The organism is Janibacter corallicola NBRC 107790, from assembly GCF_001570965.1.
Lineage (GTDB): Bacteria > Actinomycetota > Actinomycetes > Actinomycetales > Dermatophilaceae > Janibacter > Janibacter corallicola.
This window is the reverse complement of the sequence record NZ_BCSR01000031.1, coordinates 14,454-35,080: the sequence shown is the minus strand read 5'-3', so window position 1 is coordinate 35,080 and position 20,627 is coordinate 14,454. Positions and strand designations below refer to the sequence as shown.

At 69.5% G+C, this 20,627-nt stretch carries 17 protein-coding genes; 9 read left to right on the top strand and 8 right to left on the bottom strand.

What is annotated here, in order from left to right; genetic code table 11:
* Window positions 1-125 precede the first annotated feature (125 nt).
* Complete coding sequence (locus JCO01S_RS15475) at window positions 126-269, bottom strand: methionine/alanine import family NSS transporter small subunit (protein ID WP_084342856.1); 144 nt, start codon at window positions 267-269, stop codon at window positions 126-128.
* The gene (locus JCO01S_RS11270) at window positions 266-1,837 is read right to left on the bottom strand and encodes a sodium-dependent transporter (protein ID WP_068255446.1); all 1,572 of its coding nucleotides are present in this window, start codon (window positions 1,835-1,837) and stop codon (window positions 266-268) included. The genes JCO01S_RS15475 and JCO01S_RS11270 overlap by 4 nt, the downstream gene beginning before the upstream one ends.
* A 208-nt stretch (window positions 1,838-2,045) precedes the next feature.
* Between JCO01S_RS11270 and JCO01S_RS11265 the strand changes: the two genes are divergently transcribed.
* Complete coding sequence (locus JCO01S_RS11265) at window positions 2,046-2,291, top strand: hypothetical protein (RefSeq protein ID WP_068255443.1); 246 nt, start codon at window positions 2,046-2,048, stop codon at window positions 2,289-2,291.
* Window positions 2,292-2,353: 62 nt separating this feature from the next.
* On the opposite strand, the gene JCO01S_RS11260 is transcribed toward JCO01S_RS11265, so the two are convergent.
* A complete protein-coding gene (locus tag JCO01S_RS11260; protein ID WP_068255441.1) occupies window positions 2,354-3,382 on the bottom strand; it encodes a hemolysin family protein in 1,029 nt (342 codons plus the stop codon).
* Window positions 3,379-4,704: a hemolysin family protein gene (locus JCO01S_RS11255; RefSeq protein WP_068255438.1), complete on the bottom strand. Its 1,326-nt coding sequence runs from the start codon at window positions 4,702-4,704 to the stop codon at window positions 3,379-3,381. Before JCO01S_RS11255 ends, JCO01S_RS11260 begins: the two co-directional genes overlap by 4 nt.
* Window positions 4,705-4,836: 132 nt before the next feature.
* On the opposite strand from JCO01S_RS11255, the gene JCO01S_RS11250 reads away from it, so the two are divergent.
* The 4 genes from JCO01S_RS11250 to JCO01S_RS11235 all read left to right on the top strand — a co-directional run bounded on the left by JCO01S_RS11250 (window position 4,837) and on the right by JCO01S_RS11235 (window position 11,244).
* Window positions 4,837-5,787, top strand: a complete 951-nt coding sequence (locus JCO01S_RS11250; RefSeq protein ID WP_068255453.1) for an ABC transporter ATP-binding protein — start codon at window positions 4,837-4,839, stop codon at window positions 5,785-5,787.
* The gene (locus JCO01S_RS11245; protein ID WP_068255435.1) at window positions 5,787-6,584 is read left to right on the top strand and encodes an ABC transporter permease; all 798 of its coding nucleotides are present in this window, start codon (window positions 5,787-5,789) and stop codon (window positions 6,582-6,584) included. Before JCO01S_RS11250 ends, JCO01S_RS11245 begins: the two co-directional genes overlap by 1 nt.
* A 173-nt stretch (window positions 6,585-6,757) precedes the next feature.
* Window positions 6,758-10,501: a multifunctional oxoglutarate decarboxylase/oxoglutarate dehydrogenase thiamine pyrophosphate-binding subunit/dihydrolipoyllysine-residue succinyltransferase subunit gene (locus JCO01S_RS11240; RefSeq protein WP_068255433.1), complete on the top strand. Its 3,744-nt coding sequence runs from the start codon at window positions 6,758-6,760 to the stop codon at window positions 10,499-10,501.
* 86 nt (window positions 10,502-10,587) lie between these two features.
* Window positions 10,588-11,244: a GDSL-type esterase/lipase family protein gene (locus tag JCO01S_RS11235; RefSeq protein WP_084342854.1), complete on the top strand. Its 657-nt coding sequence runs from the start codon at window positions 10,588-10,590 to the stop codon at window positions 11,242-11,244.
* Between the two features lie 113 nt (window positions 11,245-11,357).
* Here JCO01S_RS11235 and JCO01S_RS11230 read toward each other — a convergent pair whose 3' ends face one another.
* The gene (locus JCO01S_RS11230; RefSeq protein ID WP_157074583.1) at window positions 11,358-12,329 is read right to left on the bottom strand and encodes a putative endonuclease domain-containing protein; all 972 of its coding nucleotides are present in this window, start codon (window positions 12,327-12,329) and stop codon (window positions 11,358-11,360) included.
* Window positions 12,330-12,522: 193 nt separating this feature from the next.
* Complete coding sequence (locus JCO01S_RS11225; RefSeq protein WP_068255427.1) at window positions 12,523-13,329, bottom strand: SGNH/GDSL hydrolase family protein; 807 nt, start codon at window positions 13,327-13,329, stop codon at window positions 12,523-12,525.
* Between the two features lie 144 nt (window positions 13,330-13,473).
* On the opposite strand from JCO01S_RS11225, the gene JCO01S_RS11220 reads away from it, so the two are divergent.
* The gene (locus tag JCO01S_RS11220; protein ID WP_068255424.1) at window positions 13,474-13,851 is read left to right on the top strand and encodes a hypothetical protein; all 378 of its coding nucleotides are present in this window, start codon (window positions 13,474-13,476) and stop codon (window positions 13,849-13,851) included.
* Here JCO01S_RS11220 and JCO01S_RS11215 read toward each other — a convergent pair.
* Entirely contained in the window at window positions 13,848-14,432 is a 585-nt protein-coding gene (locus JCO01S_RS11215) for an arsenate reductase/protein-tyrosine-phosphatase family protein (protein ID WP_068255422.1), read from the bottom strand. The genes JCO01S_RS11220 and JCO01S_RS11215 overlap by 4 nt on opposite strands.
* Window positions 14,433-14,507: 75 nt before the next feature.
* Here JCO01S_RS11215 and JCO01S_RS11210 point away from each other — a divergent pair, with 75 nt between their 5' ends.
* Window positions 14,508-15,911: a tyrosine-protein kinase domain-containing protein gene (locus JCO01S_RS11210; RefSeq protein WP_068255417.1), complete on the top strand. Its 1,404-nt coding sequence runs from the start codon at window positions 14,508-14,510 to the stop codon at window positions 15,909-15,911.
* An 89-nt stretch (window positions 15,912-16,000) separates the two neighbouring features.
* On the opposite strand, the gene JCO01S_RS11205 is transcribed toward JCO01S_RS11210, so the two are convergent.
* Window positions 16,001-17,476 carry a tyrosine-protein kinase domain-containing protein gene (locus JCO01S_RS11205; protein ID WP_068255414.1) on the bottom strand — a complete coding sequence of 492 codons (1,476 nt, stop codon included), beginning with the start codon at window positions 17,474-17,476 and terminating at the stop codon, window positions 16,001-16,003.
* Window positions 17,477-17,676: 200 nt separating this feature from the next.
* On the opposite strand from JCO01S_RS11205, the gene JCO01S_RS11200 reads away from it, so the two are divergent.
* Together JCO01S_RS11200 and JCO01S_RS11195 are read left to right on the top strand one after the other, a co-directional pair.
* Complete coding sequence (locus JCO01S_RS11200; RefSeq protein WP_068255411.1) at window positions 17,677-19,494, top strand: polysaccharide biosynthesis protein; 1,818 nt, start codon at window positions 17,677-17,679, stop codon at window positions 19,492-19,494.
* Window positions 19,491-20,627: a DegT/DnrJ/EryC1/StrS family aminotransferase gene (locus JCO01S_RS11195; RefSeq protein WP_068255409.1), complete on the top strand. Its 1,137-nt coding sequence runs from the start codon at window positions 19,491-19,493 to the stop codon at window positions 20,625-20,627. The genes JCO01S_RS11200 and JCO01S_RS11195 overlap by 4 nt, the downstream gene beginning before the upstream one ends.

The following is a 20,627-nucleotide window of genomic DNA, read 5'->3' as shown; positions in this document are numbered from 1 at the left end:
CCGGGGGCGCCGAATTTCCGGACGGTTCGAGGTATGAGAGCGCCCGAAAGCGCCGGATCACCTCGAACCAGACGCAGACGAAGGGCGGACCCGATCCCGGGTCCGCCCTTCGTCCTTCCTCACCCCTACGGGTTGCGGTGCGTCTCGACGACGAGGGCGTCGCCCTCGTCGGCCGTGCCGTGCACGCTGAGGTTCCAGATGGCCAGCGCGAGCCCGCCCCAGATGATGAGGATCGAGATGACCATCATGATGATCGCTGCTGCACTCATGCCTGCTCACCTCCATCGACGAGCGCGTCCTCCCGGGCATACAGGTCGCCCGGATCGTCCAGCTTCGTGTCTCCCCGCCACGGCAGGAAGGACAGCAGGATCGCGATGATCGGCAGCGCGGCAGCCATGCCCCAGCCGAAGACGTTGATCAGCGAGTCCGGGTAGCCGGCGTAGGGCTCGGCGATCTTGTCCCGCAGCTCCTGGTAGAGCATGTAGGCGAGCGCGACCGGGATGATGACGGCGACCAACGCCTTCCACCACAGCAGCAGCTTGATCGTGCCGTGGGTGTTCATGTGCTGCTGCATGACCGGCAGCTTCCGGAAGACCCAGCTCAGCGCCAGCATGACGACGATCGAGGCGCCGACGATGCCGAAGGAGTTCACGAAGGCGTCCATGGTGTCCAGCAGGTACAGACCGCCGGTGGTCGAGAACATCAGGATGCTCACGATCGCCATCGGCAGACCGACGATGAAGGTCGCGGCCAGCCGGGAGATCCCGACCTTGTCCCGCACGGCGCCGATGATGACCTCGATGATCGAGATGAGCGAGGTCAGCCCGGCGAGCACGAGCGAGGCGAAGAAGAGCACACCGATGAACGCGCCGCCGGGGGCCTCGTTGATGATCGTCGGGAAGGCCACGAAGGCCAGCCCGATGCCGCTCGCGACGACCTCACCGATCTGCTGGCCGGTCGACTGCGCGATGAAGCCCAGCGTCGCGAAGACACCGATGCCGCAGAGCAGCTCGAAGCCGGAGTTGGAGAAGGCCACGACCGCACCCGAGCCGGTCATGTCCGTCTTCGGCTGGACGTAGCTGGCGTAGGTGATCATGATCCCGAAGCCGATCGAGAGGCTGAAGAAGATCTGCCCCACGGCCGAGATCCACACGCTGCTGTCCTTCAGTGCGCCCCAGTCAGGGGTGAAGAAGGCGTCCAGGCCGGCGCCGGCACCGTCGAGGGTGAGCGAGTAGATCACCAGCAGGCCGAAGGCCACGACCAGGATCGGGATGAAGATGACGGCGGTGCGTCCGATGCCGTTCTGGATGCCCATGGCGAGCACCCCGATGGTCACGGCCCAGACGACGACCATCAGCAGCAGCACCTGCGGCACGAAGTCCATCGTCGGCCCGGGGTCCTTCGCGACCTGGAGGAAGTCGACGTTGAGATAGGTGCCCGGGTCATTGCCCCAGCCCTGGTTGAAGGAGAGGAAGGTGTACTTGATGGCCCAGGCGATGATCGCCGCGTAGTACACGCCGATGACCACCGCCACCAGCACCATCCACCAGCCGATCCACTCGGCCCCCTTCGAGAAGCGCCGTAGGGACAGCGGCGCCGACCCGCGGTTGCGGTGCCCGATCGAGTACAGGAAGTACAGCAGCGGGATGCCCGCGAAGAGCAGCGCCACCAGGTACGGGATCAGGAAGGCTCCGGCACCTCCCTCGTACGCCACATAAGGAAATCGCCAGATGTTCCCCAGGCCCACTGCCGACCCGATGGCCGCGAAGATGAAGACCTTGCGGGACGAGAACCCGTCCTTCGCGTGTTTGGGCTCGGCGGCTCCATCGCTCGCCATGGTGTCCTCCCGTGATGCTTCGTCGCCGGATGTGATCCGGATCTCCCACACTGTAGGGCCGTCACACCCGTCCCACCAGCACCAACGGGCATCAACCACGCAGACATTCACAAATTCGCCCCGAAACAGTAAATATCGAGCAAGGTCAACGCCCAGGAGGGAGCGCCGGGGAAGGGCGCCCCCGCGAATGCCATGAGGGGAACCCAGCATGAGCAGCACCCACCCGCAGGTCTCGCGTCGCACCGTCGCCAAGGGCGCCGCCTGGACCGTCCCGGCGATCACCATCGCGGCGGCCGGACCGACCCCGGTCCCGAACAAGCCGGGCGTCTACGAGTACCTCGTGCTCGGTGAGTCCAGCTCCAACTGGCTCACGATCAACTACACCTTCGCCGGCAGCGACCCGCAGGAGGTCACGATCTCGACCCGGCCGCAGTGCTCGGACTACCAGTTCTGATCCCCTTCGTCCGGCCCCGACCACCCCGCACGACGGGGGCCGCCCCGGCGGGACGGGGCCGGTCACCGCTGGGTGGAGTCGGTCACCTCGCCGACGAGCTCCTCGATGACGTCCTCGAGGAAGACGACACCGATGACGACGCCGACGTCGTCGACGACCCGGGCGAGGTGGGTGCCGGTGCGCTGCATCGTGCGCAGCACCTCCTCGACCTCGTCGGCGGGCTTGACGGTGGCCATGCGCCGCAGCCGCTTGCGGGGCACCGGCTGGCTGCGCTGCGCCGCATCGGCGTAGAGCACGTCCTTCAGGTGGAGGTACCCGGCGAGCTCACCGGCGCCGTCGACCGTCGGGTAGCGCGAGAACCCGTACTTGGCCACGAGCCGCTCGATGTCGTCGGGGGTGGAGCTCCGCGGGACGGTGATCAGCTCCTCCAGCGGCACCCCGACGTCGCGGGCGTCCTTGTCCGAGAACTCCAGCGCCGCGTCGACGAGGCCGTACCGGTCGGCCGCGACGAGCCCCTCCCGGTGGGACTCGGTGACGATCTGCTGGACCTCCTCGGCGGTGAAGGCCGCGCCGACCTCGTCCTTCGGCTCGATCCCCATCGCCCGCACGAAGGCCTTCGAGACCCAGTCCATGGCCAGGATGACCGGCTTGGCCACGTGCATGACCCGCATGAGCGGGGGCACCAGCCACGTGGCGGCCCGTTCCGGGCCGGCGATGGCGAGGTTCTTCGGGATCATCTCGCCGATGACGACGTGCAGGTAGACCACGACGAGGATGGCGAGCACGAGCGAGAGGGTGCTGGTGGCCGCGTCGGGGACACCGATGCGCTCCATGAGCGGGTGCAGCGCGTGGTGCAGCGCCGCCTCGGATACCGCACCGAGCAGCACCGAGCAGATCGTGATGCCGAGCTGGCAGGTGGCGAGGATGACGCCGGTGTGCTGCAGCGCCTCGACGGCGATCGCCGCGCGCTTGTCGCCGGCGTCGGCGAGCGGTTCGAGCTGGCTGCGACGGGCGGACATGGAGGCGAACTCGCCCCCCACGAAGAAGGCATTGGCCAGCAGCAGGACCACGGTGACGATCGCGGCGATCACTCCGGCTCACCGCCTTCGTCCTCGGGAACCGGTCTCGGGACGAAACGCACCCGGTCCACCCGTCGGCCGTCCATGTGCACGACGTGGACCTCCCAGCCCTCGACGTCGACGACGTCGCCGACCTCGGGCACCCGACCCAGCCGGGCCATCACCCAGCCACCGATGGTCTCGTAGGCGGAGCCCTCCGGCACGTCCGCACCGACGCGGTCTCGCACCTCGTCCGGGCGCCACAGGCCGGGCACCGTCCAGGAGCCGTCGCCGATCGCCCGGCCGGTGGTCTCGGCGGCGTCGTGCTCGTCGTGCACCTCGCCGACGATCTCCTCGACGAGGTCCTCGAGCGTGACGAGCCCGGCGGTGCCGCCGTACTCGTCGACGACGACCCCCATCTGCAGGCCGGCGTCGCGCAGCTGCAGCAGCAAGGGGTCCAGGCGCAGCGTCTCGGGGACGACGACGGGGTCGATCATCAGCGCCGAGATCGGCACGTCGGGGCGGCGCTCGTGCGGGACGGCGATGCCCTTCTTCACGTGGACCATGCCGTCGATGTCGTCCCAGTCGCCGCCGGTGACGGGGAAGCGGGAGTGCCCGGTGCTGCGGGCGAGGTCGACGAGGTCCTCCGCGGTCGCGGTGCGCTCGATCGCCGTCGCCCGGTTGCGGGGTGTCATCACGTCAGCGGCCGTCTGCTCCCCGAAGCCGAGGGTGCGAGCCACGAGCCGGCCGGTGTGGGAGTCCAGCGTCCCCGCCTCGACGGAGGTGCGCACGAGCGAGGCGAGCTCGCTCGGGCTGCGGGCCGCGGACAGCTCCTCCTGCGGCTCGACGCCCATCCGGCGCAGCGCCCAGTTCGCGGAGCCGTTGAGCACGACGATGAACGGCCGGAAGAGCACCCCGATGACCCGCATCGGCACGGCGACGAGCTTGCCGACCCCGAGCGGTGCGGAGACCGCGAGGGTCTTGGGGACCATCTCGCCGAGGATCATCGAGAAGGCGGTCGCGATGATCAGCGCGATGCCGTCGGCGAGGGAGCGGGCGACGCCGAGGGGCAGCCCGGTGGCGGTGAAGAGCGGCTCGATGAGGTCACCGACCGCGGGGCTGGCGATGTAACCGAGGGCCAGCGTGGTCACCGTGATCCCCACCTGGCAGGCGGAGAGCAGTGTCGACAGGCTGCGAAGGGAGGCGAGCACCGGCCGGGCGGCGCCGTCACCGTCGTCGACGGCCCGCTGCACCGTGGGCCGGTCGAGGGCGACGAGGGAGAACTCGGCCGCGACGAAGAGGGCGGTGCCCAGGGTCAGCAGGAGGGCGAGGAGCAGCAGGAGACCAATGGTCATGGTGGGGAGAGTCTACGGTCGCGAGGCCCCTCCCCCCGCAGTCGGACGCAGGAATCCGCCCGGGGGCTGATCTGTGGGGCACGGCCTCCCTGCGAGGATGACGGCGACAACCACGAACGAGGGGATGTGCGCATGACGGGAGCAGGGGCACGCGTCGAGGTGCAGGGCCTGACCAAGCGCTTCGGCAACTTCACCGCCGTCGACGACCTGAGCTTCACCGTCGACCCGGGGCGGATCACCGGCTTCCTCGGGCCGAACGGCGCCGGCAAGACGACGACGCTGCGGATGCTGCTCGGGCTCGTCTCGGCGACCTCCGGGACGGCGACGATCGACGGGCAGGACTACCGGGAGATCGAGCAGCCGCTCGGCGTCGTCGGGTCGGCGCTCGAGGCGACCAACTTCCACCCCGGCCGCACCGGCCGGGACCACCTGCGGGTGCTCGCGGCCACGAGCGGCATCCCGAGCGCACGCTGCGACGAGCTGCTCGAACTGACCGGGATCGCGGCGGCCGCACGCAAGCGGGCCGGTGGCTACAGCATGGGGATGCGCCAGCGCCTCGGCCTGGCCCAGGCGCTGCTCGGCGATCCGCGGCTGCTCGTGCTCGACGAGCCGACCAACGGTCTGGACCCCGAGGGAATCCGGTGGCTGCGGGGCTTCCTGCGCCACCTGGCCGACGAGGGGCGCACGGTGCTCGTCTCGAGCCACCTGCTGCAGGAGGTCGAGCAGACCGTCGACGAGGTCGTCATCATCAACAACGGTCGGCTGGTCTCCGAGGGGAGCATGTCCGAGCTGTACGGCCCGCCGCGGGCGCTCGTGCGCACGAGCGATCCGAGCGCCCTGGCCGGGGCGCTGCGCGTCGCCGACGTGACCAGCGAGCCCGGTGAGGACGGCAGCCTCGTCGTCGAGACCGGCGACCTGCGGCTGGTGGGCGACGTCGCCCTTCGCGCGAAGCTGCCGGTGCACGAGCTGCGCTCGATGAGCACGGACCTCGAAGGGCTCTACTTCACCCTCACGGAGGGCACCAACCGCAACCTCGGCGAGGCCGCGATCCCGGCCCCCGCCGGCGACGAAGGGGGGCGCTGATGGGCGGCGCGATCATCTCCGAGCTGCGCAAGTACTTCACGACCCGGCTGTGGTGGGGCATGGCCATCGCCGTCTTCGTCGCGGGCGCGCTCTTCGCGGCGCTCTTCGGATTCCTCGTGACGATGGACCAGACCGGGGTGCCGCCGGAGCAGCAGCTCGCGGGCAGCCCCGAGGAGATGGCCAACACCGTGTACACGGCCGGCCTGTCGATCTCCTACCTGCTCACCCTCGCCGTCGGCGTCATGCAGATCGGCAGCGAGTACCGCCACAAGACGATCACCGCGACCTTCCTCGCCACGCCGCGGCGGGGCATCGTCATGGGCGCGAAGGTCATCTCGCTGCTCGTCATCGGCGCCTTCTACGGCGTGGTCTCCCTCATCGGCTCGGTCGGCGTGGGGGCGGTCGTGCTCTCCTCGCGCGGCGCGGAGGTCTTCCCCGACGCCGCCGTCGGGCGCACCCTGGCGCTCAGCCTGCTCGTGCTCGGGCTGTGGGCACTCATCGGGCTCGGCGCGGGCATCCTCATCCCGAACCAGGTCGCGGCGCTGCTCATCTCCATCGGGGTGGCGTGGATCGTCGAGCCGCTCGCCGGGGTGGCACTGAGCTTCTGGGACTGGGGCGCCGAGCACGTGACCCAGTTCCTGCCCTCGGCGGCGACGCAGGCGATGGTCAGCAGTGTCGCGAACGGCACCGGCGGACCCCAGCTCGAGTGGTGGGGTGGCGCCCTCGTCCTGGCCGCCTACGCCCTCGTGCTGGCGGGGCTCGGGTCGCTGCGCACGCTGCGCGCCGACATCAGCTGACACGCGCCACTGCACGGTGCTCCGGTGCACACGCCGCGCGTGTGCACCGGAGCACATACGCGCACGCCCTCACGTTAGGCTTGTGCGATGAGGGTCCGCGTGCCTGTGCGGACCCCGCAGCGACCGTCAACGAAAGAGGCGTATGCGCCGTGCCTGACTCCCAGGATGGCTCCGTGTCCCTGAACGACTTCGGCCCCAACGAATGGCTCGTCGACGAGCTCTACGAGCAGTACAAGCAGGACCGCAACAACGTCGACGAGGCATGGTGGGAGTTCTTCGAGAACTACACCCCGGGGACCAGCGGTGACAACGGCGCGCAGGCCGCGTCGGCGCCGCAGGCCACGCCCGAGAAGGCGAGCGCGCCAAAGCCGGAGACCAAGGCCGAGCCCAAGAAGGCCGAGTCGCAGGCCAAGACCGAGCCGAAGAAGGCGGAGCCCAAGAAGGCTGAACCCAAGAAGGCGGCGCCGAAGAAGGCCGAGAAGGAGGAGCCCGCGGAGGACGTGCAGAGCCCCCTTCGTGGCGCCGCTGCCCGGGTCGTGACCAACATGGAGGCCTCGCTCGAGGTCCCCACCGCGACGTCGGTGCGCGCCGTCCCGGCGAAGCTGCTCATCGACAACCGCATCGTCATCAACAACCACCTCAAGCGCAGCCGCGGTGGCAAGGTCTCCTTCACCCACATCATCGGCTACGCGATGGTCAAGGCGCTCCAGGCGATGCCGGAGATGAACGTCCACTACACGACCAACGAGAAGGGCAAGCCGGCGATCGTGCAGCCGGCCCACATCGGCCTGGGCATCGCCATCGACCTGCAGAAGGACGACGGCACCCGCCAGCTCATGGTCCCGGCCGTCAAGCCCGCCGAGACGATGGACTTCACCGCCTTCTGGCGGGCCTACGAGGAGGTCGTCGGCAAGGCGCGGGACAACAAGCTGACGGTCGACGACTTCGCCGGCACGACGATCTCGCTGACCAACCCCGGCGGCATCGGCACGGTCCACTCCATGCCCCGCCTGATGCAGGGCCAGAGCGCGATCATCGGCGTCGGTGCGCTGGACTACCCGGCCGAGTGGCAGGGCGCGAGCAACGACTCGATCAACCGCAACGCGGTCTCGAAGCTGCTCACCCTCACCTCCACCTACGACCACCGGGTCATCCAGGGCGCGGTCTCCGGTGAGTTCCTGCGCCAGATGCACGAGCTGCTCCTCGGCGCCAACGGCTTCTACGACGAGATCTTCGAGAGCCTGCGGCTGCCCTACGAGCCGATCCGCTGGGAGGTCGACATCTCGACCTCCCACGACGACGACATCAACAAGGTCGCCCGCGTCCAGGAGCTCATCCACTCCTACCGGGTCCGGGGCCACCTCATGGCCGACACCGACCCGCTGGAGTACCGGCAGCGTCGGCACAGCGACCTCGACGTCTCGACCCACGGCCTCACGCTGTGGGACCTCGAGCGCAGCTTCGCCACCGGCGGCTTCGGCGGCGAGCCCTTCCTCAAGCTCCGCAAGATCCTCGGCATCCTGCGCGACTCCTACTGCCGCACCACCGGCATCGAGTACATGCACATCCAGGACCCCGAGCAGCGGGCCTGGATGCAGAAGCGGGTCGAGGTCGGCTACCAGAAGGCCACGAGCGACGAGCAGCTGCGCATCCTGCGCCGCCTCAACGCCGCGGAGGCCTTCGAGACCTTCCTGCAGACGAAGTTCGTCGGCCAGAAGCGCTTCTCGCTCGAGGGCGGCGAGTCCGTCATCGCGGTCCTGGACCGGGTGATGTCCCGCGCCGCGGACGACGACATGGACGAGGTCACCATCGGCATGCCGCACCGCGGCCGGCTGAACGTGCTGGCCAACCTCGCCGGCAAGTCCTACTCCCAGATCTTCCGGGAGTTCGAGGGCGAGCTGGACCCGAAGTCGGTCCAGGGCTCCGGTGACGTGAAGTACCACCTGGGCACCGAGGGCGAGTTCACCTCCGAGGAGGGCAACAAGACCAAGGTCTACCTCGCGGCCAACCCGAGCCACCTCGAGGCGGTCAACCCGGTGCTCGAGGGCATCACCCGCGCCAAGCAGGACCGGCTGAACCACGGCGGCGAGGACTTCCCGGTGCTGCCGGTGCTCATGCACGGTGACGCGGCCTTCGCGGGCCAGGGCGTCGTCGCGGAGACGCTGCAGCAGAGCCAGCTGCGCGGCTACCGCACCGGCGGGACGATCCACATCGTCGTGAACAACCAGATCGGCTTCACCACCGCTCCGTCCTACGGCCGCTCCTCGGTCTACTCCACGGACGTCGCGCGGATGATCCAGGCCCCGATCTTCCACGTCAACGGCGACGACCCGGAGGCCTGCGTGCGGGTCGCCGAGCTGGCCTACGAGTTCCGCCAGACCTTCCACAAGGACGTCGTCATCGACGTCGTCTGCTACCGCCGCCGCGGCCACAACGAGGGCGACGACCCGTCGATGACGCAGCCGATGATGTACAAGCTCATCGACAACAAGCGCAGCGTGCGCAAGCTCTACACCGAGAACCTCATCGGCCGCAACGACATCACGCCCGAGGAGGCCGACGAGGCCCTGCGGGACTACCAGGCGCAGCTGGAGCGGGTCTTCACCGAGACCAAGGAGGCCCGCAAGAACGGGCACTCCCCCATGGACGCGACCAGCGACAGCGGCGACACCGGCTCGGACGCGCCGGACAACGCCGGGCTGGAGCGGCCCGCCGCCCAGACGAGCGACGCGACGAACCGCTCGGCCACCGAGACCGGTATCAGCCGCACCGACCTGAAGCACATCGGCGACATCTTCACCAGCCCGCCGCACGGCTTCACGGTCCACTCGAAGCTGCAGAAGGCGATGGAGAAGCGGGCCGCCTCGGTGAACGAGGGCGGCATCGACTGGGCGACCGGCGAGATGCTGGCCTTCGGCTCGCTGCTCATGGACGGCACGCCGGTGCGCCTGACCGGTCAGGACTCCCGTCGCGGCACCTTCGTCCAGCGGCACGCGGTGCTCATCGACAAGAACAACGGCGACGAGTGGACCCCGCTGAACTACCTCGGCGACCAGGCCCGCTTCTGGACCTACGACTCGCTGCTCTCGGAGTTCGCCGCGATGGGCTTCGAGTACGGGTACTCGGTGGAGCGGCCGGACGCGCTGGTCCTCTGGGAGGCCCAGTTCGGTGACTTCGTCAACGGCGCGATGACGATCGTCGACGAGTTCATCTCCTCCTCGGAGCAGAAGTGGGGCCAGAACTCCTCGGTCGTGCTGCTGCTGCCGCACGGCTACGAGGGCCAGGGCCCGGACCACTCCTCCGCGCGGATCGAGCGCTTCCTCGCGCTGTGCGCGCAGAAGAACATGACCGTCGCCTTCCCGTCGACGCCGGCGAGCTACTTCCACCTGCTGCGCCGGCAGGCCTACCACCGGCCGCGTCGTCCGCTCATCGTCTTCACCCCGAAGTCGATGCTGCGCCTCAAGGCCGCGTCGAGCGAGCCGGAGGACTTCACGCAGGGCGGCTTCCGCCCGATCCTTCCCGACGCCGCCGACGCGCCGAAGGGGGACCAGGTCACCCGCGTCGTCGTGGCCGCCGGCAAGGTGGTCTACGACCTCGAGGAGGAGCGGCGCAAGCGGGAGGACCAGCAGACGGCGATCCTGCGCATGGAGCGGTACTACCCGCTGCCGGGCGAGGAGCTGGCTGCCGAGCTGGCGAAGTACCCGAACGCGGAGATCCTCATCGTCCAGGAGGAGCCGGAGAACCAGGGCGCCTGGCCCTTCCTCGCGCTCAACCTGCCCGGCGACCTCGCGAAGCACGGCGAGACCCGCCCGGTGCGGTGCGTCGCCCGGGTCCCGAGCGCCTCCCCGTCGGCGGGCACGGCCAAGAAGCACGCGGTGGAGCAGAAGGACCTGATCGCCCGCGCCTTCGACCGCTGATGGCATGCCGTGACGACGAGGGACTCGGCGACGAGTAACGTCGAGGTGTCCCTGCACCCCAGCCGACCTTCAGGAGCACCACCGACGTGAGCGGCCAGATGACCGACGCAGCCGGCAACGAGTTCACCCCGAGCGCCACCTTCACCAGCGAGAACGGCTGGCGCGATGTCTCGATCGTCTTCATCGGGGACTCCTTCGTCACCGGTGTGGGCGACCCCAAGGCACTCGGCTGGGTGGGTCGGGTCATGGCCCGGACCTCCATCGGCGAAGGGGTGCTGAGGCACTACAACCTCGGCATCCCCGGGGAGACCTCCGGCGGGGTCTCCGAGCGGTGGCAGGTCGAGGGCAAGCGCCGGCTCGAGGGGGCCGCCGAGCGTCGGCTCGTCGTGCAGGTCGGGCAGTCCGACGTGACGGCCGGGACCTCGATCGCGCGGCACCGCCTCAACCTCGCGAACATCCTCGACGAGGCCTCCTCGCAGGGCGTGGCGACCTTCGTCGTCGGTCCCCCGCCGAGCGCGGACGCCGCGATGAACGCGACGATCGGCCAGGTCGTCGACGCCCAGCGCGACGTCTGCGACCGCAGGGGGGTGCCCTTCGTCGACACCTTCAGCCCGCTCGCGGGGCACGAGCAGTGGGAGTCCGACATCGCGGCCTCCGTCGACGGCACCCACCCGGGCCAGGCCGGGTACGGGCTCATCGCCTGGCTCGTCCTGCACCACGGGTGGGACACCTGGATGGGCTGAGCGCCCCCACGCCCGACTGAGCTGTGATTCGAGGTCCAGCCGCTCGACTATTCGAGCGGCTGGACCTCGAATCGTTGAACACCTCGAGCAGCGGCCACCGAGAGCAGCGCACCTCAGTTCACGTCCCCGGCGACAGGCCGGGAGCGCGCGAGGTTGGCCAGCGCCCAGTCGGAGCGAAGGGCGGCCGTCACCTGGTCGAGGTAGGCCTCCCGATCGAGGCGCCAGCCCACGATGTTGATCCGCAGCACCCGGTCGCCGTCGATGACGACAGCGTTGGCGCGAAAGGAGTCATCCACTCCTGCAAGACCCCACTGATGCCCGGCGCCGTCGACCTCGACGACCAGCCCGTACTCCTCGAAGAACACGTCCAGGTAGATCCGCCCGTCCTTCGTCCTACGCAGTGCCTGCCGCGTCGGCTCGGGCAAGGCGCGCTTGCGACAGGCCCCTGCGAAGTCGAGCTCGTGCAGCGACTGCGCCCCGTCCGCGATGTCCTGGACGACCTGCCGCAGGAAGGCCCGCCGCCTCCTGCCCCTCACCCGCCGCCGTGCATCGACCAGCTGCTCACCCGTCGCCAGCCGCTGCTGCACCGTCATGGCGAGGATCGTCGCGGCCGCCCTGTCGCTGACTGCCCAGTTGGCCGCCCGAATCGCGGCGACCGGCGGCCTCGTCCGCGGCAGCCCGGCCCCGGCGCGCTCCCCTTCGACCCGCCGGATCACCTTGTGGGCCTTGACCCCTGACGTGAAGGAGGGGTCGTGGCGATGCACCAGCGAGACATGGACGACCTCCTCGTGCCACCCCCTGAGCCCGGCGAGCTGCAGGGCGCTGACCCCGTCGACGAGAGTGACGTTCTCACCGACCTCCCACACCGCACGCCAACACCGTGCGACGTGCCCGAGTGGACCGTTGTGCATGGCCAGGGTGTACTTCCCGTGACGGGCCCACCGACCCGCGGCGACCTGACGGGCCGCCTGGTTGCGATCGACGTCCAGGGCCCGCAGCCGGGTGTGGTCGAGCACGCCATCCGTCTCCTCCGAGGCGGCGAGCACGCGTTGATGCCGCTGGAGCGGCGTCTCCTTGTTCGGCATGGGCCCACGCTCGCGTCGCCCGCACCGCACCGGGGCCCTTGGCAGCGGTCGGTGGAGAACTCCTGTTTCGGGGAGGAGTTGTGGACGACGGCCCGGGCCATGATTCGAGGTTTCTCCGGTCGAGGTCCCAGCGACCGAATAGTCGAGCGTTCGAACCTCGACCGGCGGCGGCCTTCTGGGGGCGCCACCACGTTCAGCCCAGCCTGTCCTGCACCGTCTCCACCCAGAGCTCCTGCCCGGCCTCGGAGGGCTGGGTGTCCGTCAGCCGCAGGTCATCGGCCGGCAGGTCGGACTCCTCGAAGGCCGCCGCCACGTCGATCGTGGGCAGGCCGGCCCCCTTCGCCCACTGCCCGATCGCCTCGCGCACGGGGGCATCGGCGTCGTCCGCCTCCGGGTTCTGCAGCACGACGAGCACCGCGGCGTCGGGCAGGTCCTCCTCGAGCTGCTCGTGGAGCGTCGCCAGCGACTCGGTGGCCTCGTCACCGGAGTCGTAGTAGTGCCCGTAGTTCAGCAGCACGACGTCGGGGTCGCTCTCCGGCCGCACGGTTTCCCAGTCCTCGGCGGCGTCGTCGGCGGTGGCCTCGTCCTGCATCGAGGCATTCCACAGCCCCGTCTCGTCGCCGGCCCCGGCGTAGTAGCCGTCCTGCCAGTTCGAGACGTAGAGGCCCTCCGACTGCGCCCACAGCCGCACCCACTCGTCCGGCCCGTCGCCGGTGGAGTCGCCGAGCACGAGCACGCGGGGGTCCTCACCGGCGAGCGCGCTCCGGGCCTGCTTCACCGTCTTCTTGGCTGCGTGCTTCCCCGCTCCCCCGGCGGCGCCCTCGTCGGCGGCGGCCCCCTTCGTCGAGCCGGTCGCGGTGGCCGCGGCGGCGGCATCAGGTGCGGCGGCCCGCCGGAAGTCGACGAGGACGAAGGCCCACACGGCTGCCACGACCACGGCGAGTGCGACCACCAGGGCGAGTGCGATGACGGGTGAGCGACGTTGTCCGGGTCGGGCCATGGTCCCGGAGCCTAGCGCCCATCACCCTGCGAACTTGCGCGCGATCACCTCGACCTTCTCGCTCCGTGAGTCGACCCTCGGCCCGGGGCACGCCCGGATGATCTAATGTGCCTCGTCCAGTCCACCAGGGGGTGAGGAGCGTCCGTGAGCGTCTACGAGTTGGGCGTGGTCGCCGTACCCCTGATCGCCCTCTCCCTGCTCCTGGACCCTCGTCCCGCCCAGCCTGCGGCCTCGTCGCCCACGTGGGTCGTGATCAACAACGTCCTCGCGATCGTCTTCAGCGCCGTGGCGGTCCTGCTCTCGGCAGCGGTCCTCACGGGGATGGTCGTGGCGGGCGAGACCGTCGAGCTCATGGTCGGAGTGACCCTGGCCGGCTCGATGATCCTGCTGTGCCTCTTCACCGCCCACCAGATGCTCCAGCCGGTCACCACGACCCGCTCGAAGGGGGTCGGCCACCAGATCGTCACCGGGACCATCGCCGTGGCCACGCTGTGCATCCTCGCGGTCCTCACCGCCCCCTAGAAGCGCTCCTCGAAGGCCACGATCCGCTCGATCGCCGCATCGACCTGCGCGGCCATCGCCTCGAAGGCCTCCGGCCCCTGCCGGTACGGGTCGGCGATGTCGTCCTCCCCCTCCGCGACCCGACTGATCCCGCGCTGCCGCGTCAGGTGCGAAGGGAGCGCCGCCCACCGCTCCTCCGGCGTCACCGCCTCCGCGAGCCGCTCGGTCCACGGCTGCGCCTCGTCGGCGGCGTCGAGCAGCCGGGCGAGCTCGGTGACGGTGTAGCTCCGCTTGAGGTGGCGCGGTGAGTGGCTGAGCACGATCTTGCGGTGCGCGGTGGTCAGCGGCAACACGATGTCGATGTCCGTGAGCATCCGCTCGTCGAGCTGCCGGGCCGCGAAACCGTCGGAGTCCACGCCCCGCTCCCCCAGCACGCGCACGCTGCCCGGGTCGACCGACTGGTCGACGAGAGCATGGGTCCCGGCGCTGCTCACCTCGAAGGTGCCGGGCCGGATCGTGTCCAGCTCCTGCTGGAGGCGCAGCTGGGCATAGGGCGATCGGCAGATGTTGCCGGTGCAGACGGTCATGATGCGCACGGTCATGGCGCTATCGTGCCGGATCGGGCGGGTTGTGCCAGACTCACCCGGGGTTTGTCTGTCAACGGAGGTCTGGAGCACGTGGAGATTCGCGACTACCTGAGGATCCTGCGCAAGCGTTGGATCGTCATCGCCGTGACGACGCTCGTCGTCGTCGGCCTGAGCGGTCTCCTGACGGCCCTGCAGACCAAGCAGTACGCCTCGTCGGTGCAGTTCTTCGTCTCGGTCTCGGGTGCTGACGACTCGGTCGCGCTCCAGCAGGGCAGCACCTTCAGCCAGGAGCGGGTCAAGTCCTACGCCCAACTGCTGACGACCCCGAGGACGCTGCGGCCGGTGGCCAAGGAGCTCGGCGACGGGACCACCGCCGAGGAGATCGCGGACTCGACGACGGTCACCAACCCGCCGGAGACCGTCATGCTCGATGTCGAAGTCACCGACACCTCGCCGCAGCATGCCAAGAAGGTCGCCTCCGCCATCGGAAAGTCCTTCCCCGACGTCGTGGACACGATCGAACGGCCGGCGAACTCCAACGAGGCCTCACCGATCAAGGTCTCCCAGGTGCACTCTGCCGAGGCCGACACCACCCCTGTGAGCCCACGTCCATTGCGCAACCTCGCCCTCGGACTCGTTGTGGGGCTGCTCGTCGGGCTCGGACTTGCAGTGCTGCGGCATGTCCTCGACACGACCGTGCGGACCAACGAGGACGTCCGCGAGATCACCGAGGAGCCGGTCGTCGGCGCGGTGCACTACGACCCGAGGGCCCGCAAGGAGCCGCTCATCGTCGAGAGCGACCCCTCCTCACCGCGGTCCGAGGCCTTCCGCTCGCTGCGCACGAACCTGATGTTCCTCGACGCCGACCACCCGCCCCGCACCCTGCTGCTCACCTCGTCCATCCCGGGCGAGGGCAAGTCGACGACGATCGCCAACCTCGCGCTGACGCTGACCACGTCCGGCTCGAGGGTGTGCCTCGTCGAGGCGGACCTGCGTCGTCCGCGGCTCATGGAGTACCTGGGCCTCGAGGGGGCGGCGGGCCTGACCGACGTGCTCATCGAGCGCGCGGACCTGGACAACGTCGTCCAGCCCTACGGCACGGACGGCCTCGAGGTCCTCGGCGCAGGCTCCACCCCACCGAACCCGAGCGAGCTGCTCGCCTCGGAGCGCATGGACAGGGTGCTGCGGCAGCTGGCCGCCCAGTACGACTACGTCCTCATCGACACCCCGCCCGTCCTGCCGGTCACGGATGCGGTGGTCTTGAGCACGAAGGTCGACGGCGTGCTCGTCCTCGCGGGGACCACGATCGTGAAGAAGGAGCAGCTCTCCTCGACCCTCGATGCCCTCGGCGCGGTCGACGGCCGGCTGCTCGGCCTGGTCCTGAACCGGGTCGGCCACAAGGTCTCGGGCGGCTACGGCGGCTACTACGGGTACTACTCGGACGAGGGGCAGAAGAAGTCCACCACCGAGCCCGTCGGAGCCACCGCCCCCTGAAACGCCGCTCCCTGAGGTGCGCGAAGGGCCGGTCCCTGAGGTGCGCGCTTGCAAAGCAAGCAAGCCTCGAAGGGACCCCTCGAAGACCCTCAGACCTTCGTCTTCCTCCGCTTCGCCTTCACGTCCCGGCGCTTCGTGTCACCGGCGGAGTCCGCCTCATAGGAGTAGTCCTGCGCGTACCCGTAGGTGACGTCGCCGTACCGCAGCCGGTCCATCCGCTTGGTGGAGACCTGGTTGAGGATCGCACCGAGCAGCTTCCCGCCGACGGTGGTCAGTGACGACACCGTGCGCTCCAGCTCCTCACGGTGGGTCGTGCCGGCGGCGACGACGAGGACGGCCCCGTCGGCGCTGCGGGTCAGGAGCGTCGCGTCGGTGACGGGCAGCACGGGCGGGGCGTCGAGGATGATCATGTGCTCCGTGCTCAGCTGGGCGATGAGCGTCTCCATCCGCTTGGAGCCGAGGAGCTCGGACGGGTTCGGCGGGGTGGCCCCGGCGGCGAGGATCTGCAGCCCGGAGGTGTCACTGGGCTGCAACGCGTCGCCGAGCTCGACGGTGCCGGCGAGCACCTCGGTCAGTCCGACGTCGTCGCTCAGGTCGAAGGCCCGCGCCACCGCCGAGCGACGCAGGTCGGCGTCGACGAGCACGACCGACTCGCCGGCGTCGGCGAGCACTGTGGCCAGGTTGGCGGCCACCGTCGACTTGCCCTCCCCCTGCTTGGCGCTGGTGATGACCACGGAGCGCGGCTGGTGGTCGACGTCGACGAAGCGCAGGTTGGTGCGCACCTTGCGCAGCGCCTCCCGCTCGTGGAAGGACTTCGTCCGTGCGACGTCTCCCCGCTCCGACCCGAGGTCCTGGCTCATCGGGAGGATGCCCATGACACCGGAGGACGTGATCGCCTCGACGTCTTCCACCCGCCGCACCTGGGTGTCGTTGTGGTGGCGAACCGCAGCGACCGCATACCCCAGCAGCAGGCCGAGGACGAGGCCGATGGGCAGGACGCGAAGGGGGTCGGGCGAGGACGGCGAGGAGGGCAGCACCGGGGACTCGCTCGGCGCGATGACCACCTGCGCCTGCGGCTCCACCGTGACCTGCTTCCCCTGCGCGTTGGTGGTCTCCGTCGTGGGCCCGGTCTCCTCCATCGTGCGAGCCTCGTCGGCGGCGGCGCCGACGACGGCATCGGCGATGTCACGGGCCTCTGCCGCGGTGGGGGCGGAGGCGGTGACGTCGATGGTCACGCCTTCCGGCGGGACCGTGGCCGTGATCCGGTCGACCAGCTCGGAGGGCGTCGCGTCCAACCCGAGCTCGTCGATCACGGCCTTGGCGACGTTGCGGTTGGTGAAGAGGGTGACGTAGGCCTGCGCCTTCTGCTGGGCAAGCGTCTGGGAGGAGAAGGACTCACTCAGACTCTGTCCGCCACCGGCGGTGACGTACCCGGACGAACTCGCCGTGTAGACCTTGGGCTGGAGCAACATCCATCCGAAGGCGAGGAGCACACCAACCAGGGCGCAGACCGCGATCGCCACGACGTGCCGCCGGGTCAGGTTCCACAGGTCTTCCAGGGGCACGCGCTCTCCTCGATGTGTGCCCGCCCATGTACTCGGACGGTCGGCACCGTCCCCGACGCCGCGGCAAGTATAGGCGCGGTCAGATCCGTGACGGGGGCTAGTCAACATGGATCGGAGAGAGAGATGGACTCTTGTGTGTCAGACTTGGGCCGGCAGATCGGGGGGTGTTGGAAGGTTCTCAGGAAGCGGTGAGGTCAGACGTGGGCACAGGCGCAGCAACAGCACTCCAAGGCAGAGCGTCCCACCGGTGGTACTGGGCAGTCATCGACCTGGCCGTCCTCGCCATCGCGGTCTTCTTCGCCGCCCTGCTGCGCTACGACTTCACCTTCGAGCAGGTCTTCGCACCCGGGGTGCGCGAGCTGACCGCACTCGCCCTCGGCGCGCACCTGGTCATCGGCATCCTCATCGGGCCGTACGCCGTCGGCCATCTACGCGGCTCCTACGAGGAGATCGCCGACCTCGTCCGGACCGTGGTCGCTTGGATGGTCCCGCTGCAGCTCCTCTCCGTCCTCGGTCCGTGGAGCCTTGGACCTCGATCCCTGCCCGTCCTTGCCGGGGCCGTGGGTGTGCTCGGGATGTTCGGGGCCCGCTTCGTACTGCGCGCCGTCCGCAGCCGCATCGACCCTGCCGTGAGGGCCACCTCCCGTGTCCTCGTCTTCGGCGCTGGCGACGGTGGTCGTCAGTTGGTCCGCGCCCTGGTCCGAGGTCACTCCCGGGTCGCCCCGGTCGGCCTGATCGATGATGACCGCGCCAAGCGTCGCATGCGCATCGACGGTGTCAAGGTGCTCGGCACGACCAAGGACATCGCGAGAGTCGCCGAGGAGACCGAGGCGACGACGCTGGCCATCGCCGTACCGAGCGCCGGCCCGGACCTGGTTCGGACCCTGCGCGATACGGCCCGCCGCGTCGGGATGCGCACCCAGATCCTTCCTCCCGCCCACGAGCTCCTCGGCACCGTCGGCGGCAGCGACCTGCGCGACCTGGACCTGGCTGACTTCCTCGGTCGCCGCCCGGTCGAGCTGGATGCCACGGCAATCACCAACACGCTCTCCGGGCGCGCAGTTCTGGTGACCGGGGCGGGAGGATCCATCGGGTCCGAGCTGTGCCGTCAGCTGAGCAAGTTCGGTCCGGATCGGCTGATCATGCTCGACCGGGACGAGTCCGCCCTGCACGCCACCCAGTTGTCGGTCTCGGGCCAGGGCCTGCTCGACTCCGACGACATCGTGTTGGCCAACATCCGCGACGCAGCCCGGATGATCGAGGTCTTCGAGCACCACCGACCCGACATCGTCTTCCACGCGGCCGCGCTCAAGCACCTCCCCCTGCTCGAGCGGTACCCCGAAGAAGCCTGGAAGACCAATGTGCTGGGAAGCCTCAACGTCCTCCAGGCGGCCCGCCACGTCGGCGTGAACACCTTCGTCAACGTCTCGACGGACAAGGCGGCCAACCCGACCTGCGTGCTGGGCCACAGCAAGCGGGTGACCGAGCGCCTCACGGCCGACTTCGCCGACAAGGACGCGGGCACGTACGTCAGCGTCCGTTTCGGCAACGTCCTCGGCTCCCGCGGCTCGGTCATCACTGCCTTCACCACACAGATCGACCAGGGCGGACCGGTGACGGTGACCCACCCGGAGGTCGAGCGCTACTTCATGCTCATCCCCGAGGCGTGCCAGCTCGTCTTGCAGGCGGCCGCCATCGGGCGCGATGGTGAGGTCATGGTGCTGGACATGGGTGAGCCGATGAAGATCAAGGAGGTCGCCGAGACCCTGATCGACCTCTCCGGGAGGCAGGACATCGAGATCACCTACACCGGGCTACGCCCCGGCGAGAAGATGTCGGAGGAACTCTTCGCCCCGACCGAGGACAAGCACGGCACCGACCACCCGCTCGTCAACAGCGTCGGCGTGCCCCACATCGCCGCCGACGAGGTGGGCAGCGTGCTGCACGCCTCCCCAAAGGCAGCGGCAGACTGGATGGAGTCCGCGTCAGCGCCGACCACCCTGGCCAAGACCTCATGACCGACCGGATCCTCATGTCCCAGGCACAGGTCGGCCCGATCGAGGAGAAGTATGTCCTCGAGGCCCTGCACTCCGGCTGGGTCGCACCGCTCGGGCCACACGTGGACGCCTTCGAGCAGGAGGTCGCGGGTCGGGTCGGCGTCCGCCACGCGCTCGCCCTGAGTTCCGGGACCGCCGCCCTGCACCTGGCACTGCTCCACCTGGGTGCCAGACCAGGCACGAAGGTGGTCGTGCCCAGCATGACCTTCGGAGCCACGGCGAACGCCGTCGTCTACACGGGTGCGGACCCGGTCTTCGTGGACGCACGCACCGAGGACGGGAACGTCGACCCGGACCTGATGCTCGAGTCCGTGCGAACGTTGCAGGCCGAGGGCGAGCACGTCGTCGCCGCGATACCCGTGGACCTCTTCGGTCGGGCCGCGGACTACACCGTTCTCGAGCCCGGACTCGAGGAGCTCGGCGTTCCCCTGCTGGAGGACGCGGCCGAGGCACTCGGCGCATCGCTCGGCGACCGGCCAGCGGGCTCCTTCGGGCGGGCGGCAGCTCTCTCCTTCAACGGCAACAAGATCATGACCACCTCCGGCGGCGGGATGCTGCTCAGCGATGACGATGACCTCATCGCCCACGCGCGCAAGCTCTCCACCCAGTCGCGCGAACCTGTCCCTTGGTACGAGCACACCGAGATCGGGTACAACTACCGCCTCTCGAACATCCTCGCTGCCCTCGGCCGTGGCCAGCTCGAGCGCCTGGACGAGATGATCGCGCGCCGCCGGGAGATCCGCCAGCGCTATGCCACGGCATTTTCCGACCTGCCGGTGACCCTGCTGGGCAAGAGCGACCCCGAGCGCACCGACCACGACGACAACTGCTGGCTCACCACGCTCACCGCGGACCGCGGGCCCGACGCCAACGCCCTCGTCGAGGCCATGTCCGCCGAGCAGATCGAGGTCCGTCACCTCTGGAAGCCGATGCACCTGCAGCCGGTCTTCTCGGGGGCACGTGTCTTCGGCGGGGCCGTGTGCGAAGGCCTCTTTGCGCGGGGTGTCACGCTGCCCAGCGGCCCGGCACTCACCGACGAGCAGATCGAACGAGTGATCACCTGCATGACCGAGATCCTGACCGGGACGGAGTGA

Bases quoted from the DNA above. Each gene is read 5' to 3' on its own strand.
- JCO01S_RS15475 (WP_084342856.1), bottom strand. From the start codon at position 269: ATGAGTGCAGCAGCGATCATCATGATGGTCATCTCGATCCTCATCATC.
- JCO01S_RS11270 (WP_068255446.1), bottom strand. From the start codon at position 1,837: ATGGCGAGCGATGGAGCCGCCGAGCCCAAACACGCGAAGGACGGGTTC.
- JCO01S_RS11265 (WP_068255443.1), top strand. From the start codon at position 2,046: ATGAGCAGCACCCACCCGCAGGTCTCGCGTCGCACCGTCGCCAAGGGC.
- JCO01S_RS11255 (WP_068255438.1), bottom strand. From the start codon at position 4,704: ATGACCATTGGTCTCCTGCTGCTCCTCGCCCTCCTGCTGACCCTGGGC.
- JCO01S_RS11250 (WP_068255453.1), top strand. From the start codon at position 4,837: ATGACGGGAGCAGGGGCACGCGTCGAGGTGCAGGGCCTGACCAAGCGC.
- JCO01S_RS11245 (WP_068255435.1), top strand. From the start codon at position 5,787: ATGGGCGGCGCGATCATCTCCGAGCTGCGCAAGTACTTCACGACCCGG.
- JCO01S_RS11230 (WP_157074583.1), bottom strand. From the start codon at position 12,329: ATGCCGAACAAGGAGACGCCGCTCCAGCGGCATCAACGCGTGCTCGCC.
- JCO01S_RS11225 (WP_068255427.1), bottom strand. From the start codon at position 13,329: ATGGCCCGACCCGGACAACGTCGCTCACCCGTCATCGCACTCGCCCTG.
- JCO01S_RS11215 (WP_068255422.1), bottom strand. From the start codon at position 14,432: ATGACCGTGCGCATCATGACCGTCTGCACCGGCAACATCTGCCGATCG.
- JCO01S_RS11195 (WP_068255409.1), top strand. From the start codon at position 19,491: ATGACCGACCGGATCCTCATGTCCCAGGCACAGGTCGGCCCGATCGAG.